This window comes from Halorubrum kocurii JCM 14978 (assembly GCF_000337355.1).
In the GTDB taxonomy this organism is placed as follows: domain Archaea; phylum Halobacteriota; class Halobacteria; order Halobacteriales; family Haloferacaceae; genus Halorubrum; species Halorubrum kocurii.
This window is the reverse complement of record NZ_AOJH01000080.1, coordinates 19236-34781: the sequence shown is the minus strand read 5'-3', so window position 1 is coordinate 34781 and position 15546 is coordinate 19236. Positions and strand designations below refer to the sequence as shown.

Genomic DNA, 15546 nt, shown 5'->3' with positions numbered 1-15546 from the left:
AGGGCGTCGGCGACCACGGCTGCGAGTACATGACCGGGGGCGTCGTCGCCGTGCTCGGCGACACGGGGCGGAACTTCGCGGCCGGGATGTCCGGCGGCGTCGCCTACGTGTACGACCCCGACGACCGGCTCGCAGACCGCGTGAACCGCGGGATGGTATCGGTCTCGAGGAGCTTAGAGGAGTCGGACGAGCGCATGCTGCGCCGGCTCGTCGAGAACCACCGCGCGTACACCGACAGCGACCGGGCGACCGAGCTGCTCGACGACTGGACGGCCGCGATCGGCGACTTCGTGCGCGTCTTCCCCGACGCGTACGCCGACGTCATCGCCGAGGGGGAGGGCGCCGACGTGCGCGACGAGCCGCCGGAGCCCGCCGCGGCCGTCCCGGGCTCCGCCTCCGAGGCGACCGAGCAGGCGTCGAGCGACGACTGAAGCGCTCGGTCGCTGTCGGCTCGCTGACCGACTCAGTCCGGCAGCGGTGGTCCGTCCGCCGGACCGTTTAATAAGCGTCGCCCGAACTCCACTACGTGGACGAACTCGTCGTGAGCACGGAGGTGTACGCCGACCCCGAGGACGTGTACGCGTTCCTGCTCGACTTCCCGCGGTACGCCAACTACTCGGAGTACCTCAGGGGGGTGCGCACGCTGGAGGGGGACGGCGGGCCGGGCACTCGCTACGCGCTGACGTTCGCGTGGTGGAAGATCACGTACACGGCCCACTCGCTCGTGACCGGCGTCGAACCGCCCGAGCGGATCGACTGGGAGATTACGAAAGACATCGACGCCGGCGGGTGTTGGCGGGTGACGCCGGGGGAGTCGGACGGCGGTTCCGACGACGCGGCGGACCGGCCGTGCGAGGTGGCGCTCGAAGTGGAGTTCGACCCCGGCTCGGCCAGCTCCGCCGCGCTCGACCTCCCGAGGCTCGTCTCCTTCGACTGGGTGTTGAAGAAGGCGATCCCCCTGATCAGAGGCGAGGCCGAACGCGTCGTCGAGCGCGCGGTGCGCGACTTGGAGGACTCGACGCGCGACGTCGACCTCGAGGTGTACGTCGATTCCGCGCGGATCTGAGCGCGCGTGGGAACCGGTGTCGCCGGTGTCGGCGAGTCGAAGGCCTTAATATATCCAGCGGGGAACGAATGGATGCGTACGAGGGCTCGTAGATCAGTGGTAGATCATCCCCCTGGCACGGGGAAGGCCCGGGGTTCAAATCCCCGCGAGTCCACTTCTTCACTCACTTCGTTCGTTCAGTCGTTCCCTCAATTGGTCCCGTTCGCTAGCGTCGCCGCCGCTCCGCGCCGACTGCACAAGGAACCGAAGGTCCCTCGCTGCTCACGGGACCCCCGCGAGTCCACTCGACTCACTTCGTTCGTCCTTACGCTTTGAAGACCGGTCCGGGTACCTGACCCGCCTCGGGAGGTACGTTCCGACACCTATCTCGAAGTCAACCATTTATATACGGGTTCGACGACGAGCGGGACGCATGGAGACGGCACCGGTCGCGGTCGGCGATCGCCTCGCGAAAGCCGAGATCGAGGAGGCGTTCGACACGGGGTTCGGGTATCAGATCTCCGGAATCAACCCGCGGAGGGACGCGCGAGACCGACGGTACGTGCTGTTGTTCGCGACGGAAGACGGCCCGTACGACGACGACGTGACCCGCGGTCGGTTCGAGTACGTCGGGGAGGGGTTAGACGGCGATCAGAGCGAGACGTCGCCGGGGAACTCGACGCTTATCGACGCCGTCGACGGAGGGATTCCCGTCCATTTCTTTTATAAACCGACGGACGCAAAAGAGTGGGAGTACCACGGCCTGGTGAGCGTCGTCGACCACGAGTTCGAGGAGCGAGACGGCCGAGAGGTGATCGTGTTCGCGATGGAGCACCGGAGCGCCGAGCCGGACCGCGAACCGTCCGGCGACGCGGGCGCAGACGCGAACGCGGCCGCGGATCCCCCGAAGCTGACCGTCGAGGAGGACCGATTCGTCGAGAGCCGTCGGCGCGAGCGCGACCCGGAGTTCGTCGAGGACGTTCGAGCGGCGTACGATCGCACCTGCGTCGTCTGCGGCCGTCGCCGCGAGACACCCGACGGCCGGCCCGAAGTGGAGGCGGCCCACGTGTATCCGAAGGCCGAACGCGGGGTCGACGAGGTGCGGAACGGCGTGACGCTCTGTCGCCTGCATCACTGGGCGTTCGACGCGGGCTGGATCGCTTTTACCGACGACTACGAGATCGTCGTCAAGGACGCCCCCGAGCGGGAGGGGTACTACGAGTTCAAGCAGTTGGAGGGGGACTCGCTGGTCTTCCCCGAGGGGAGTTCGATCAGGCCGCATCCGGATTTCGTGGCGAAACACCGCGAACGGCACGGGTTCTGAGCACGGCGACAGCCACTTGCCTCGTCGAGCCCTGCGATCCGTCGTCAGATGGGGATCAGAGAAGACGCGCTCGACCTCCTCGCGTGCGACGGCGACGCCGTCCGTACGCGGTTCGCCGAGTTCGTCTCGCGCCACGGCGTCACGTCGGACCGGCCACGGACGGACGCGGGGGCGGTCGCCGATCCCGACCGCGGGGGTCGGGCCGACCTCTCGGCGCTCACCGAGCGCGACCGCCGGCTGATCGACCGGGTTCGGCTCTTCGACACCGCGCCGGTCGGCGTCACGCTGTGCGGGCCGGCGTACCGCGACACGCCGATCCTGTACGTGAACCGCACGTTCCGCGACCGCACCGGCTACTCGCTCGACGAGCTCCGCGGTCGCAACCCGCGGCTGCTGCAGGGCCCCCACACGGACCCCGCGGCCGTCGCGAAGCTACGCGAAGCGGTGTCGATATGGGAGCCCGTCACCGTGGACGTGTGGAACCACCGGCGGGACGGGACGCCGTTTCTGAACCGCGTCTCGCTCCGACCGCTGAGCGGCGACGACGGGACCGTTACCCACTGGGTCGCAGTGCAGGCCGCGGTGCAGGCTGCGATAGAGGGCCCGACCGACCGGACCCGAGACGCCGAGCGGTGACTCCGGGGTCCACCTGGGCCCTCCGCTGGGAGCCGCGTCGCTCGGGGGAGTCCGCGCTCACCGGCGCGGGTCCGCGCTCTGCAGCCGACGAGCGACGAGCGTGAACAGCCCCAGTCCGATCAGATAGAGCCGCCAGCCGGCGTTCGCGACCGGGAACCGCCTGTCGACCGGTTCCTCCGTTATCTCTCGGGGATCGCGCGGCTCGACGGGGTTGTTCACGTGCACCGTGTCGGTCGTTCCGCCGCCCCCCGCGTCGACCTGACGGGCTCCCGTCTCCGGATCGAGCCGAACGTCGACGAACGTCTGCACGAACCCGTCGACCGTCGATATCGACGCCTTTCCGTTCAGCGCGTAAAAGCGGTCCCGAAGCGGCCAGAGGGCGTTCACCCCGTCGAGGTGGCTCCAGTCGAGCGCGACGTGCGCGAACACGTGCACGAACAGGCCGACCCACGCGACCGCGATCCACCGCTCGGCGCTCCGCTCCGAGAACCGGTCGGCGAGCAGGTCGCGGATCGCCGACCGGCGCCGCAGCCGCGTGTCGTAGTAGAGGAGGGCCGCGACCGCCGCGGGGAACACGAGGTTGTGGCCGACCGTCCGGTGGGCCCCCGGCATGACCGGACCGAGGAAGCTGTCGACCTCCGGCAGCACGAGGACCGCGAGGACGACCGCGAGCGCCCGTCGGTCGTAGTAGTCGCCGAGGATCCCGGCCGCGAGCGCGAGCGCGAACCCCGCGTGGACGACCGTCGACACCATGTATCAGAGCACCTCAGTTCGGTCGGTCGCGGCGTCGGTCTCGTCTCCGCCTCCGCCTTCGTCTCCGCTTCCGTCTCCGTTCCTATCGGCGGACACCCGCGAACGTCGCACCCGAGCGAACCGTACCGCGAGCAGGGCCGCCCCCGCGGCGACGACCGCCAGCTGCCAGCCGCTCCGGACGAGGTACAGCGTCCGGTCCGCGTCGAGCGAGAGCCCCGGACGGCCGTCGGGGTTCGCGAACGTCGGAATCGCGTGCGAGGCCGTCGTGCCGGGGCTCCGGAAGGGGAGGATCCCGGGCCCCTCCGCACCGAGCGCGACGAACGTCTGCACGACTCCCTCCTGCGTCGAGAACACGAGGCGCCCGTCGATCCGGTAGTAGGCGTCGTGAATCGGGTACAGGAGGTTCGCGCCCTCGCGGCCGAACAGGTCCGGCCCGACGCCTGCGACGACGAACGCCGCCAGCGCGACCCACGCGACCCGCACGCCCCGCCATCCGAATCGGGCCCGGACGCGGGAGTCGGCGCCGACGGCGGTGTCCCAGTAGAGCGCGGCCGCGGCGAAAAGCGGGAGCCAGAGGGCGTGGAGGAGGGCGTTCGTCGCGCCCGGAACGACGAGGCTCGCGACCGCGTCCAGGTCGGGAGCGACCGCGGCCGCGACGACGACCGCGACCGCCCGTCGGTCGAACGCGGCGCCGAGCAGGGCCGCCGCGAGTACCGCGCCGACGGCGGCGCTGACCAACGTCGGTGCCATACCGACCCTGACGGACCCACGAGAATAAGCGCTCCGGGGGCGGCGTCGACGCGAACCGGTGGCGGGTCAGGGCCGGTCTTCGTCTCCGACCGGAGCGCCGTCCGAGTCCGGATCGACGGCGTCCGCCGGGATGAACGCGTCGTCGAACGGCGCCGAGTCGTCACCGCCTGCCGAGTCGCTGGTTCCCGACGAGCCGTCGTCACTCCTCGCCGAGTCCCTACCGTCGTCCGCCACCGACTCCCTGACGGGTCCCGCCTCGTCTTCCGTCGTCTCTCCGAGCAGCGCGGTCGCCATCTGCCGGCAGACGTACGCGACGAGGTTCGTGACGTGGAGCGCCGCGAGCACCCCAATGACCCCGACTGACGCCGCCAGCAGCGCCTCCGGGAGCGTCTCGATCGCCCACGTCACCGGCTCCCCGTTGGACTCGCCGAAGGTGGCCACGTAGGGGTACCGCAGCGGGGCGAGAACGAGCGGGAGGCCGAACGCGAGCGCGACCAGCGGGACGAACGCGATCACGGTGACGAAGTACTTCAGCAGGAGGAAGCCGACGCCGCGCCACGTCGATGCGGCGTCGACGTACTTCCTGACGCCGGCGACCGCGCCGTCCGTGTCGGCGGGCACGTCGTCGTACCGCTCGAGGTCCGTCCCCAGCAGCCGGTTGGCGAGCCAGCGCTCGAAGCCAGCGGCGATCCGGGCGCCGAGGAGCGTCGCCAGCAGGACGACGAATCCGACGAGCACCACGGCGGACAGGAGCCCGAACACGAATCCGAACGAGAACAGCGCCGAGTAGAGGAATCCGAGCGGAATCGCGAGCAGGAGGTACAACAGGTGTCTGTACGTGCGGCCGGCGGCGAGGACGCCGACGACCGGGAGGCGAGAGGGTGAACGGAGGGAGACCATGTGCGCTCAAAAGCGGTTCCGCTGTCGACATAAATCGGTCGCCGCCTCGGTCGCGAGGCGACCCGAGAGTCGCGGCGGAACGGTCTCCGGAGCCGTCGCCGCCGCGGCCCGTTCAGCCGATGAAAAAGTCGATGGCGTTCCCCGTCGACTGTCCCTTGTACAGCTCCGAGTAGCCGCAGTTCGCACACGAGACCACGACGAACGTCCGGTTCTGAACGTCGAACAGCTTGGTGAGGCCGGTGCCGCTCGTCGCGATTTCGTCCGTCTCCGTCTCCTCGTGTCCGCACTTCGGGCAGCCGTCGTCGTCGCCGGCCGCCAGCGACTCGGACCGGTCCCCCGTCCGAGCCGCGTCGGGGGCGGCGCGATCGCCGTCTCCCGCGTCGTCCCACTCGTCGCTCGATTCGTTGCCGAAGACGGAGTACTCCGTCCCGCTGTCGTCGGAGGGCATCAGTCCGGCGTTCGACGACCAGTCAGTTGAGCGTTGTGCCCGCATGTGACGGGGCGCCACAAGCTATTCCACGACGCCGTACGATGCGAGTCCATGTCGCGCGTCGTCGTCGTCGCTGGGGTCGGACCGAACATCGGGACCGCGGTCGCTCGCCGGTTCCACGCCGACGGGTTCGCCGTCGCGATGCTCGCTCGGAGCGACCGGGTGACGGCCCCTCTCGCGGCGGAGCTCGGTTCAGATGCGGTATCGATAGCGGCTGACGTTACGGACCGATCTGCGGTCGAACGGGCGATGGAACGGGTCAGAACCGAGCTCGGCCCCGTCGAGGTCCTCGTGTTGAACGCCAGCGGCGGGGGCGGACGCCCGGTCGACGAGGCGAACGTCGAGCGCCTCCGCTCAATCTTCGACGTCCGGGTCGGTGGGTCGCTCGCCTGCGTCCGCGCGGCCCTTCGGGATCTACGAGAGACCGAAGGGACCGTCCTGTTCAGCGGAACGACGTTCGCGGAGCCTCCCGTGACCGAACAGATCGAGTGGGGCGCCGTCGGCCCGGCCGCTCGTGGACTCGCCCGGTCTCTGGACGCCGCCCTCGACGACGTCACCGTCACCTACATCCGGATCGGGTCGGCGGTGCGACCGGCGGAGAGTTCGACGGAGGCGGAGGAGACAGGTGACCGGATCGCGATCGCCGCCGCCGACCTCGCCGCGGAGTACCGCCGGCTCGTGGACCGGCCGGGACTCGCGACGAGCGAGCTCGACCTGCGAGCGGAGTGACCGATCCGGGCGATCGAGTGGCGGCTACGCGTCGATCTCGTCCACCAGTTCGTCGGCGAAGCCGACGTAGCCGGCCGGGGTCAGCGCCTTCAGCTCTTCGCGGACGCCCTCGTCGACGTCGAGGTCGTCGAAGAGGTCGCGGAAGTCGTCGAGGGTGACGCGCTTCCCGCGGGTGAGCTCTTTCACGCGCTCGTAGGCGCCCGTGTCGCCCTCGCGTCTGAGGATCGTCTGGACGGCCTCGCCGATCACCTCGGGCGTCGCCGCCAGCTCCTCGCGCATGACGGTCTCGTTCGGGACGACCGTCGCGAGGCCGTCGCCGGCCTTCGAGTAGCCGATCAGGCAGTGCGCGAGGGCGGCGCCCACGTTGCGCTTGACGGTGGAGTCCGAGAGGTCGCGCTGGAGCCGCGAGGTCGTCACGTAGTCGGCGAGGAAGGTGAGGTCCGAGTTCGCCTTCGAGAGGTTCCCCTCGCTGTTCTCGAAGTCGATCGGGTTCACCTTGTGGGGCATCGTCGAGGAGCCGGTCTCGCCAGCGACGGTCCGCTGGCCGAGGTAGCGGTCGGAGACGTACAGCCACGCGTCCAGGTCCAAGTCGAGGAGGACGTTGTTGACGCCGCGCAGGGCGTCGAACAGCGCCGCGAGGTCGTCGCAGGGGTTCACCTGCGTCGCGAGCGGCGTGTGCTCCAAGTCGAGTCCGCGCACGAACGACTCGGCGAATGTGGGCCAGTCAACCTCGGGGTAGGCCGCGTCGTGGGCGGCGTACGTGCCCGAGGCGCCCGCGAGCTTCCCGGAGAGGTCGCCGTTGGCCACAACGACCCGCCCGAGCGCCCGACCGAGCCGCGACGCGTAGACGGCCATCTCCTTGCCGAACGTCGTCGGCGTGGCGGGCTGGCCGTGGGTGCGCGCCAGCATCGGCGTGTCGCGATGCTCCCGCGCGAGGTCGGCGAGCGCGTCGCGGACCTCACGGATCGCGGGCACGACCGCCTCGCTCACGGCCTCCTTCACCAGCAGCCGGTGCGCGAGGTTGTTCACGTCCTCGCTCGTGAGCCCGAAGTGGATCCACGGGTACAGCGCCTCGCCGTCGCCGATCGCGCCGGACTCCGCCAGTCCGTCCAACCGGACCCGCAGGAAGTACTCGACCGCCTTCACGTCGTGGTTGGTCGCGTCGTACCCCTCCGCCCCCTCGACCTCCAGCGCCTTTATCAGGCGGGCGTCCTCCGCGGAGAACTCCTCGTGGACCGCGCGGAGGGCTGCCTCGGCCCCCTCGTCGAGCGCGATCGGCGTCGCGTCGAGGGCCGCGAGCTCGATCAGGTACTCGACCTCGACGCGGGTCCGGGCGCGCATGAGCGCGGCCTCGCTCGCGTACCGCGACAGCGGCGCGGTGCGAGAGGCGTAGCGGCCGTCGAGCGGCGACACCGCCGCGAGCGGGTCCGACCGGGAGAGCCCTGCGATGGTGGCGTCGCCCGTCGGTTCGGAGTTGTCTGTCATGTCCGCGACTGCCGCCGGAGCCAGCAAAAGCGTGTCGATGAGGAGTCGCACGGACGTGGATCCGTTCTCGTTTATGACCGTCGTATTGGGCAATAGATATCCGTGAACGTGGATCCACCTCCGGAGCGGACCGCAATCGATATACGCGATCGGTCGGACCACTCGCGTATGAAGATCGCCGGACTCGCGAGCAACCGGGGACGGAACCTCAGACACATCGCCGACGCCGCGCCGGGCGGCGCGGAGCTGTCGGTGGTCCTGACCAACCGCGAGCACGCGCCCGTGCTGGAGGCCGCCACGGAGCGGCGGATCCCGACCGAGGTCGTTGAGCGCGACGAGGGCGAGTCGCGCGAGTCGCACGAGCGACGGATCGTAGACCGGCTGGCGGGGTACGACTTCGACCTCGTCTGCCTGGACGGGTACATGCGCGTGCTCACCGACGAGTTCCTCGACGCGGCCCCGACGACGCTGAACGTCCACCCGTCGCTGTTACCCGCGTTCCCCGGCATGGACGCCCACGAGCAGGTGCTCGACGCCGGCGCCCGCACCACCGGCTGCACCGTCCACGTCGCCACCGAGGAGGTCGACGCCGGGCCGATCGTCACGCAGGAGCCGGTGCCCGTCTACGAGGGGGACGACGCCGACGCGCTGAAAGACCGGGTGCTCCACGAGGCCGAGTTCACGGCGTACCCGCGCGCGGTGCGGTGGTTCGCCGAGGACCGAGTGACGGTCGAGCGCGACGGCGACGACACGCCCGTGAACGTGACCGTCGAGGGCGACGTCGGCGGCGACTTCCCCGAGCGGCGGTTCGTCTCCGAGGAGCGCGCCGACACGCTGCGGTACGGCGAGAACCCGCACCAGGACGCCGCCTTATACGTCGACGACGGCTGCGAGGAGGCGAGCGTCGTCGACGCGCCCCAGCTGAACCCCGGCGCGAAGGGGATGGGGTACAACAACTACAACGACGCCGACGCCGCGTTGAACCTCGTCAAGGAGTTCGACGAGCCCGCCGCCGCCGTGATCAAGCACACGAACCCGGCCGGCTGCGCGACGAGCGACACGCTCGCGGACGCGTACGACCGCGCGCTCCGCACCGACGCGAAGTCGGCGTTCGGCGGCATCGTCGCCGTGAACCGCGAGTGCGACGCCGACACCGCCGACGCGATCGTCGACTCGTTTAAAGAGGTCGTCGTCGCGCCCGGCTACACCGACAGCGCGCTTGACGTGCTCCGAGAGAAAAAGAACCTCCGCGTGCTCGACGTGGGTCCCCTCGGTGAGGGCGACGAGCGCTTCTCCGAGCGGTTCACCGAGAAGCCGGTGGTCGGCGGGCGGCTAGTTCAAGAGCGGGACCGCCAGTCGCCGTCCCCCGCCGACCTCGACGTGGTCACCGAGCGCGAGCCCACCGACGAGCAGGTAGAGACGATGCTGTTCGCGTGGAAGACGCTCAAACACGTGAAGTCGAACGGCATCCTGTTCGCGACCGGCACCGAGACGGTCGGCGTCGGGATGGGACAGGTGTCGCGCGTCGACGCCGTCACGCTCGCGGCGATGAAGGCCGAAAAGGACGCCGACGGGAAGTCTGCGGAGGGCGCGGTGATGGCCTCGGACGCCTTCTTCCCCTTCCCGGACGCGATCGAGGAGGCCGCCGAGGCCGGCATCGAGGCCGTGATCCAGCCGGGCGGTTCCGTCAACGACGAGGACGTGATCGCCGCGGCCGACGAACACGACATGGCGATGGCGTTCACCGGCTCGCGCTGTTTCCGACACGACTGAGCCGCCGCCGTCGGTCGTCGACCGGCTCCGGCCCGCTGCTCGTGCGCCGACCGGTTTCGATCGCTACTCGTACGCCGCGATGCCCGTCAGGTCCTCGCCGAGCACGAGCGTGTGGATGTCGTGGGTTCCCTCGTAGGTGTACACCGTCTCCATGTTCGCCATGTGGCGCATCGGCGAGTAGTCGGTCGTGATGCCGTTGCCGCCGAGCATCTCTCGGGCGACCCGCGACTGGTCGCGCGCCGTGCGGACGTTGTTCCGCTTCGCCATCGAGACGTGCTGGGGCGTGAGGTCGCCGCGCTCTTTTAATTCCGCCAGCCGGTACGCGAGCAGCTGGGCGGTGGTGATCTGGGTCGCCATCTCCGCGAGCTTCTCCTGTTGGAGCTGGAACCGGGCGATCGGACCGCCGAACTGGTCGCGGTCGGCGGCGTACGCCCGTGCCTGCTCGAAGCAGTCCCGCGCCGCGCCCACCGCCCCCCACGCGATCCCGAAGCGGGCCTGCGTGAGACACGAGAGCGGCCCCTTCATCCCGGACACGCCGGGGAGGACGTTCGTCTCGGGGACCCGTACGCCCTGCAGGCTGATCTCGCCGGTGACCGACGCGCGCAGCGAGAGCTTGTCGTCGATCTCGTTCGTCGTCACGCCGTCGCGGTCCGTCTCGACGAGGAACCCGCGGACGGGGGCGTCGTCGGACCGGTCACTGTTCCCCGCGTCTCCCCGTCCGCCCGACTCGTCGCGCGCCCAGACCACCGCCACGTCGGCGATCGGCGCGTTCGTGATCCACGTCTTCGAGCCGTCGAGGACGTACGCGTCGCCGTCTCTCCGCGCCGTGGTCTCCATCGCGGCGGGGTTCGACCCGTGGTCCGGCTCGGTCAGCCCGAAGCACCCGACCGCCTCGCCCTCGCCGAGCGCCGGCAGCCACCGCTCCTTCTGGTCGTCGCTGCCGTACGCGTGGATCGGGTACATCACGAGGGCGCCCTGCACGCTCGCCATCGATCGGAGCCCGGAGTCGCACGCCTCGAGCTCCTGCATCAAGATCCCGTACGCCGTCTCGGAGACGTTCGCGAGCCCGTACCCGTCGAGGTTCGGCGCGTAAAACCCCATCTCGCCCATCTCTTCGATCAGCTCCGTCGGGAACGTCCCCGCCTGAAAGTGGTCGCCGATGTCGGGGCGCACCCGCTCGTCGACGAACTCGCGAGCGGTGTCGCGGATCAGCCGCTCCTCCTCGCCGAGGTCCGCCTCCAGCCCCACGTAATCGAGCATAATCATCCGTGCGCAACCGGCGGACAAAACAGTTCTGGAGGACGAGGGGGGTCCGAGCCGCGTGCCGACGGCTCGCGCTCTACGACCCCAACTGCTCCCGAGCGAACTTCGCCAACAGCGGGATGTCGTCGAGGTGGAGCAGCTTCGCCATCGCGGCCTTGTCGCCCTGGTTCGCCTTCTCGAGGGTGTTGTCGTCCGTCGCGCGGAGGTCCCGCATGAACCGGTCGTACCGCTCGTTCGGCGCGAGGTACAGCAGCCGCGTGAGCGTCAGCCGGGCGCGCATCCGCGGGGCCACGTCGCGGTGCCAGAGTCGCTCGTAGACGGCGAGGCTCTCGGCGTCCACGCGCCGCTGCGAGTCCGTCAGACACCGGTCGATGGTGGCCGCCGCCGCCCGGGCCGACTTCATGCCCTTGTGGATCCCTTCGCCCCACAGCGGGTCGATGGTGGGCACCGTGTCGCCGATAGCGAGGAACCGGTCGGTGTGCATCTCGTCGGGCATCTGGATGTGCGCCGAGCCGCGGTGGACCGTGTCGCCGATCTGTTCGGCGTCCGCGAACCGGGGGTCCCGTTCGATCCAGTCGTCGAGGTAGCCGTCGACGGTCTGGCCCTCCTGCGCGAACTCGCGGTGTCGGTCGTTCTGGATGTAACAGATCCCGACCTTCGCGGTGTCCTCGCCGGTGGCGAAGATCCACGAGTAGCCGCCGGGCGCGATGTCGTGGTCGAGCCGGAGCATCATCGCCCGCCGGAGGTCGGCGTACTCCGGGTGGTTCATCTCGACGCCCTTCATCTCGTACTCGATGCCGATCGCCTGGTTCTCGCGCTCCAGGTCGACCACGTCGAGCGCGCTCGCGATCGGCGCCGCGGGACCGGTCGCGTCGACGACCACCTCGGCGTACACCTCCTCGTCGCCGTTGTACCGAACGCCCTCGATCACGCCGTCGTCGTCGAGGATCGGCCGGGAGACCCGCGAGTCGAACCGGTACTCCGCCCCGTTCTCGCGTCCGTCCTCGACGAGGAAGCGCTTGAAGTCGGCGAACTCCAAGACGGCGCCCGGCTGGTAGCTCTCGTAGTAGCTGTTCGGCGACTCCAGAACCACGTCGTCGGTGTACGACATCACCACGTCGTCGGGGATCCCGAAGGAGGACATCATCGACGGGAACGTCCCGGCGGTCGACTTGTTGCTCTGGCGGGGGAACTCGTCTTCCGACTCCGTTTCGAGAACGACGACGTCGTAGTCTCGCGTCGCCAGGTCGCGAGCGCACTGGGCGCCCGCCGGTCCGGCACCCGCGACCACGACGTCGTAGCGATCAACCATATACCCGTGAATACGGACCCACGTAATTAGGCTTGCTGAAAGCGGTCGCAAACAGGCCGTGACCCGGCTCGGTCGCCGGAATTTGGCGGTTCACTGAGGTCGGAATATCGACGGCCCTCGCGTTCCCGTTCAAAAGGAGGGCGCGGTCGGACCGCGAGGCACGACGCTCGACCGCGCGGTCGGCGACGCGTCAGTAGAACTCGCGGACGAGGTCCGTCGCGCTCTCGGGCGCGCCGTCCGGGATGACGGACATGTCCTCGTCGACGCCGTGGCGCTCGTGGTACGGCACCGACTCGTCGTCTTGGTAGATGACGCCCTGATGCTCCGTCTCGGAGTCGAAGATGACGTCCTTGGCGGCCTCCTTGTCGCTGGGGTCGTGGCCCGTCTCTTTCAGGTCGACCAGCGAGTCGCGGAAGTAGTCGTACGTGTCCACGTCGTTGAACGTCACGCACGGGGAGTAGACGTTCACGAAGCCGAACCCGTCGTGCTCGACCGCCTTCTGGATGATCTCTTGGTGGCGGAGCGCGTCCGAGGAGAACGACTGCGCGATGAACGTCGCGCCCGACGCCAGCGCCAGCGCGTGCGGGTTGACCGGGGGCTGTTTCGGCCCCTCCGGGCTCGTCGAGGTCTCGAAGTCCTCGCGAGAGGTGGGCGACGCCTGCCCCTTCGTCAGCCCGTAGATGCGGTTGTCCATCACGACGTACGTCATGTCGACGTTCCGCCGGACGGCGTGGACGAAGTGGCCCGCGCCGATGGAGTAGCCGTCGCCGTCGCCGCCGGCGACCATCACTTCGATGTCCGGCCGGGCCATCTTGACGCCGGTGCCGACCGGAAGCGCGCGCCCGTGAACACCGTGGAGCGCGTAGCTGTGCATGTACGTGCCGATCTTCCCGGAACAGCCGATACCGGCGACGACGAAGGTGTTGTCGGGGTCGTTGCCCGTCTCCGCGAGGGCCTTCATCATCCCGTTCATGGTGCCGAAGTCGCCGCATCCCGGGCACCACGTCGGCTGCTTGTCGGACTTGAAATCGGTGAATCGAATGTCTGAGCTCATTGGTTACGCCTCCACCCCCTCCGCGAGGGACGCTTTGATGTCGTCTGCGAGTTCGTCGGCCTTGAATCGCACGCCGTTGTACTTGTTCACCCGATCGACGCGCTCTAACACGTCGTGTTCGACGAGGTCGGCGAACTGCCCCTGCTCGTTACACTCCACGACGATGACGTTCTCCGCCGCCTCAATGTCCTCCGTGAGGTCGGGGCGCGGGAAGATGTACGGGACCGAGAGCACCCGCACGTCGATCCCGTCCTCGGCGAGGAACTCGACGGCTTCGGCGAGCGCGCCCTCGTTCGAGCCCCACGTGACCACGAGGGTGTCGGCGTCGGCGTCGCCGAACTCGCGCGGGCTCAGGTCCTCGCGCTCGCGGGCCGTCTCGACCTTCCGGTTTCGCTTGTCGACCTGCTCGACCCGCATCTCCGTGTCCTCTGTCCGACGTCCCTGCTCGTCGTGTTCGAGCCCGGTGGACATGTGCGCGCCGTCGGCCGTGCCGGGGAACGCCCGCGGCGAGATCCCGTCGTCGGTGATCTCGTGGGGCTGGAAGCCGCCGGAGTCGCTCATGTGGTCGTCGATGTCGGCCTCGTCGACGACGAAGCCGCGGTCGACCTCCACCGCGTCCATGTCGAAGGTGTCCGGACTGAACGTCTGCTCGGTCACCGCCATCGAGAGGTCGGCGGTGAGATAGACGGGGAGCTGGTACTTCTCGGCGAGGTTGAACGCCTCGACGGTCTTCCAGAAGCACTCGTCGATGGTCGTCGGCGCGAGGACGAACCGGGGGACCTCGCCGTGGCCGCCGTACAGCATCTGGTTCAGGTCGCCCTGCTCCTGTTTCGTCGGCATCCCGGTCGACGGGCCGGAGCGCATCACGTTACAGATGACCAGCGGCGTCTCCGAGGTCGCGATGAGCCCGAACGTCTCGGTCATCAGGTCGATCCCGGGGCCGGAGGTCGCGGTCATGGCGCGCGCACCGCCGCGCGCGGCGCCGAGCGCCATGTTGATCGCCGACAGCTCGTCTTCCGCCTGCACGACGTGGCCGCCGTACCGCTCGATCCGACCCGTGAGGTACGTCATCACGTCGGTCGCGGGCGTGATCGGGTAGCCGGCGTAGAAGCGGCAGCCGGCCGCGATGGCGCCCATCCCGATGGCCTCGTCGCCGTTGAGAAGGACGTAGTCCTCCTCGGTGGTCTCTAAGTCGTAGTCGAACTCGTGGTCGTACTCGTCGGCGACGTACGACTGCCCCGCGCGGGCGGCCTCCTTGTTGTTGTCGACGAGCTTCTGCCCCTTGTCCTTGAACCGCTTCTCCAGCGCGGAGTCGAGGTTCTCGATGGGGAACTCGGCGACCTCGCACGCCGCGCCGAGCGCGACGACGTTCCGCATGATCGCCCCGCCGGCCTCCTCGGCGAGCCGCTTGAGCGGGACGTCGATCCCGATCATCTCGTCGGGGATCTCCACGTCCTGCATCGTCGTCCGTTCGCCGTCGTAGATGATCACCGATCCCTCGTGGAGCTCCTCGAGGTTCTCCTCGATGGTCCGAGGGGTCAACGCGATAAGCACGTCCAGACGATCGACGACGCTCTGTACCTTGTCGACGGAGGTTCGCACCTTGTAGGCGGTGTAACCGCCTCGGATCCGCGAGGCGAAGTCCTTCGACGTGAACACGTGTCGACCCGCCCGAGAGAGCGCTTGCGCGAAGATCTTCCCGGTCGAGTCGATGCCGTCGCCGGCCTCCCCGCCGACGGCCCAGTTGAAGTCCGCAGCCATGCTATAACGGGGCTTTCGCCGGACTCATCAAAAGACTTCTGGAAGGAGCCATCGCCCCATTTCTGTACATTCGTAGCCACTTTCGCGAATATTGTCACTATAAAGCTGTTAAGTGAGAATATTTGGCGCGTATACTGGACATACGTTTATCATATCTTTCACGATCGACTCATATCGTCGTCGGTGGTTTCGACGCTCGTCGAACTGACAGTCGAAGAGGTCGACCGCCGCCCGCGGCCGAGGCCGTCCACCGCGCGCGGTCGGCGCCGAC

15 protein-coding genes and 1 tRNA gene are annotated in these 15546 nt (G+C 68.9%); 7 read left to right on the top strand and 9 right to left on the bottom strand.

The window, feature by feature from the left end; genetic code table 11:
- From C468_RS12830 to C468_RS12810, 5 genes are all read left to right on the top strand, one after another.
- Nucleotides 1–431: GltB/FmdC/FwdC-like GXGXG domain-containing protein (locus C468_RS12830; RefSeq protein WP_008849326.1), on the top strand; the 431-nt coding region annotated here is incomplete at its 5' end.
- 95 nt (nt 432–526) lie between these two features.
- Nucleotides 527–1066 (top strand): type II toxin-antitoxin system RatA family toxin, encoded by a 540-nt coding sequence (locus C468_RS12825; protein ID WP_008849325.1) that lies wholly within the window; start codon nt 527–529, stop codon nt 1064–1066.
- Nucleotides 1067–1148: 82 nt separating this feature from the next.
- Nucleotides 1149–1220 (top strand) — tRNA-Ala (locus C468_RS12820).
- Nucleotides 1221–1478: 258 nt separating this feature from the next.
- The gene (locus tag C468_RS12815; RefSeq protein ID WP_008849324.1) at nt 1479–2369 is read left to right on the top strand and encodes an HNH endonuclease; all 891 of its coding nucleotides are present in this window, start codon (nt 1479–1481) and stop codon (nt 2367–2369) included.
- A 48-nt stretch (nt 2370–2417) separates the two neighbouring features.
- Entirely contained in the window at nt 2418–3005 is a 588-nt protein-coding gene (locus C468_RS12810; protein ID WP_008849323.1) for a PAS domain-containing protein, read from the top strand.
- Nucleotides 3006–3062: 57 nt separating this feature from the next.
- On the opposite strand, the gene C468_RS12805 is transcribed toward C468_RS12810, so the two are convergent.
- The 4 genes from C468_RS12805 to C468_RS12790 all read right to left on the bottom strand — a co-directional run bounded on the left by C468_RS12805 (nt 3063) and on the right by C468_RS12790 (nt 5856).
- Nucleotides 3063–3758, bottom strand: coding sequence for a metal-dependent hydrolase (locus C468_RS12805; protein WP_008849322.1), 696 nt, complete (start codon nt 3756–3758; stop codon nt 3063–3065).
- A 3-nt stretch (nt 3759–3761) separates the two neighbouring features.
- A complete protein-coding gene (locus C468_RS12800) occupies nt 3762–4508 on the bottom strand; it encodes a hypothetical protein (RefSeq protein WP_008849321.1) in 747 nt (248 codons plus the stop codon).
- Between the two features lie 66 nt (nt 4509–4574).
- On the bottom strand, nt 4575–5408 hold the full coding sequence (locus C468_RS12795; protein ID WP_008849320.1) for a sensor domain-containing protein: 834 nt from the start codon (nt 5406–5408) through the stop codon (nt 4575–4577).
- Nucleotides 5409–5520: 112 nt separating this feature from the next.
- Entirely contained in the window at nt 5521–5856 is a 336-nt protein-coding gene (locus tag C468_RS12790) for a zinc ribbon domain-containing protein (RefSeq protein WP_008849319.1), read from the bottom strand.
- 93 nt (nt 5857–5949) lie between these two features.
- On the opposite strand from C468_RS12790, the gene C468_RS12785 reads away from it, so the two are divergent.
- Complete coding sequence (locus C468_RS12785) at nt 5950–6627, top strand: SDR family oxidoreductase (RefSeq protein WP_008849318.1); 678 nt, start codon at nt 5950–5952, stop codon at nt 6625–6627.
- A gap of 24 nt (nt 6628–6651) precedes the next feature.
- Here the strand turns inward: C468_RS12785 and purB are convergent, their stop codons facing one another.
- Nucleotides 6652–8112, bottom strand: coding sequence for an adenylosuccinate lyase (gene purB / locus C468_RS12780; protein WP_049912218.1), 1461 nt, complete (start codon nt 8110–8112; stop codon nt 6652–6654).
- Nucleotides 8113–8280: 168 nt separating this feature from the next.
- Between purB and purH the strand changes: the two genes are divergently transcribed.
- Nucleotides 8281–9885 (top strand): bifunctional phosphoribosylaminoimidazolecarboxamide formyltransferase/IMP cyclohydrolase, encoded by a 1605-nt coding sequence (gene purH, locus C468_RS12775; RefSeq protein ID WP_008849316.1) that lies wholly within the window; start codon nt 8281–8283, stop codon nt 9883–9885.
- A 63-nt stretch (nt 9886–9948) separates the two neighbouring features.
- On the opposite strand, the gene C468_RS12770 is transcribed toward purH, so the two are convergent.
- From C468_RS12770 to C468_RS12755, 4 genes are all read right to left on the bottom strand, one after another.
- Complete coding sequence (locus C468_RS12770) at nt 9949–11145, bottom strand: acyl-CoA dehydrogenase family protein (protein ID WP_008849315.1); 1197 nt, start codon at nt 11143–11145, stop codon at nt 9949–9951.
- 79 nt (nt 11146–11224) lie between these two features.
- On the bottom strand, nt 11225–12460 hold the full coding sequence (locus tag C468_RS12765; protein ID WP_008849314.1) for a digeranylgeranylglycerophospholipid reductase: 1236 nt from the start codon (nt 12458–12460) through the stop codon (nt 11225–11227).
- A 190-nt stretch (nt 12461–12650) separates the two neighbouring features.
- Nucleotides 12651–13514 (bottom strand): 2-oxoacid:ferredoxin oxidoreductase subunit beta, encoded by an 864-nt coding sequence (locus C468_RS12760; RefSeq protein WP_008849313.1) that lies wholly within the window; start codon nt 13512–13514, stop codon nt 12651–12653.
- 3 nt (nt 13515–13517) lie between these two features.
- On the bottom strand, nt 13518–15275 hold the full coding sequence (locus C468_RS12755) for a 2-oxoacid:acceptor oxidoreductase subunit alpha (RefSeq protein WP_008849312.1): 1758 nt from the start codon (nt 15273–15275) through the stop codon (nt 13518–13520).
- Nucleotides 15276–15546: the final 271 nt, after the last annotated feature.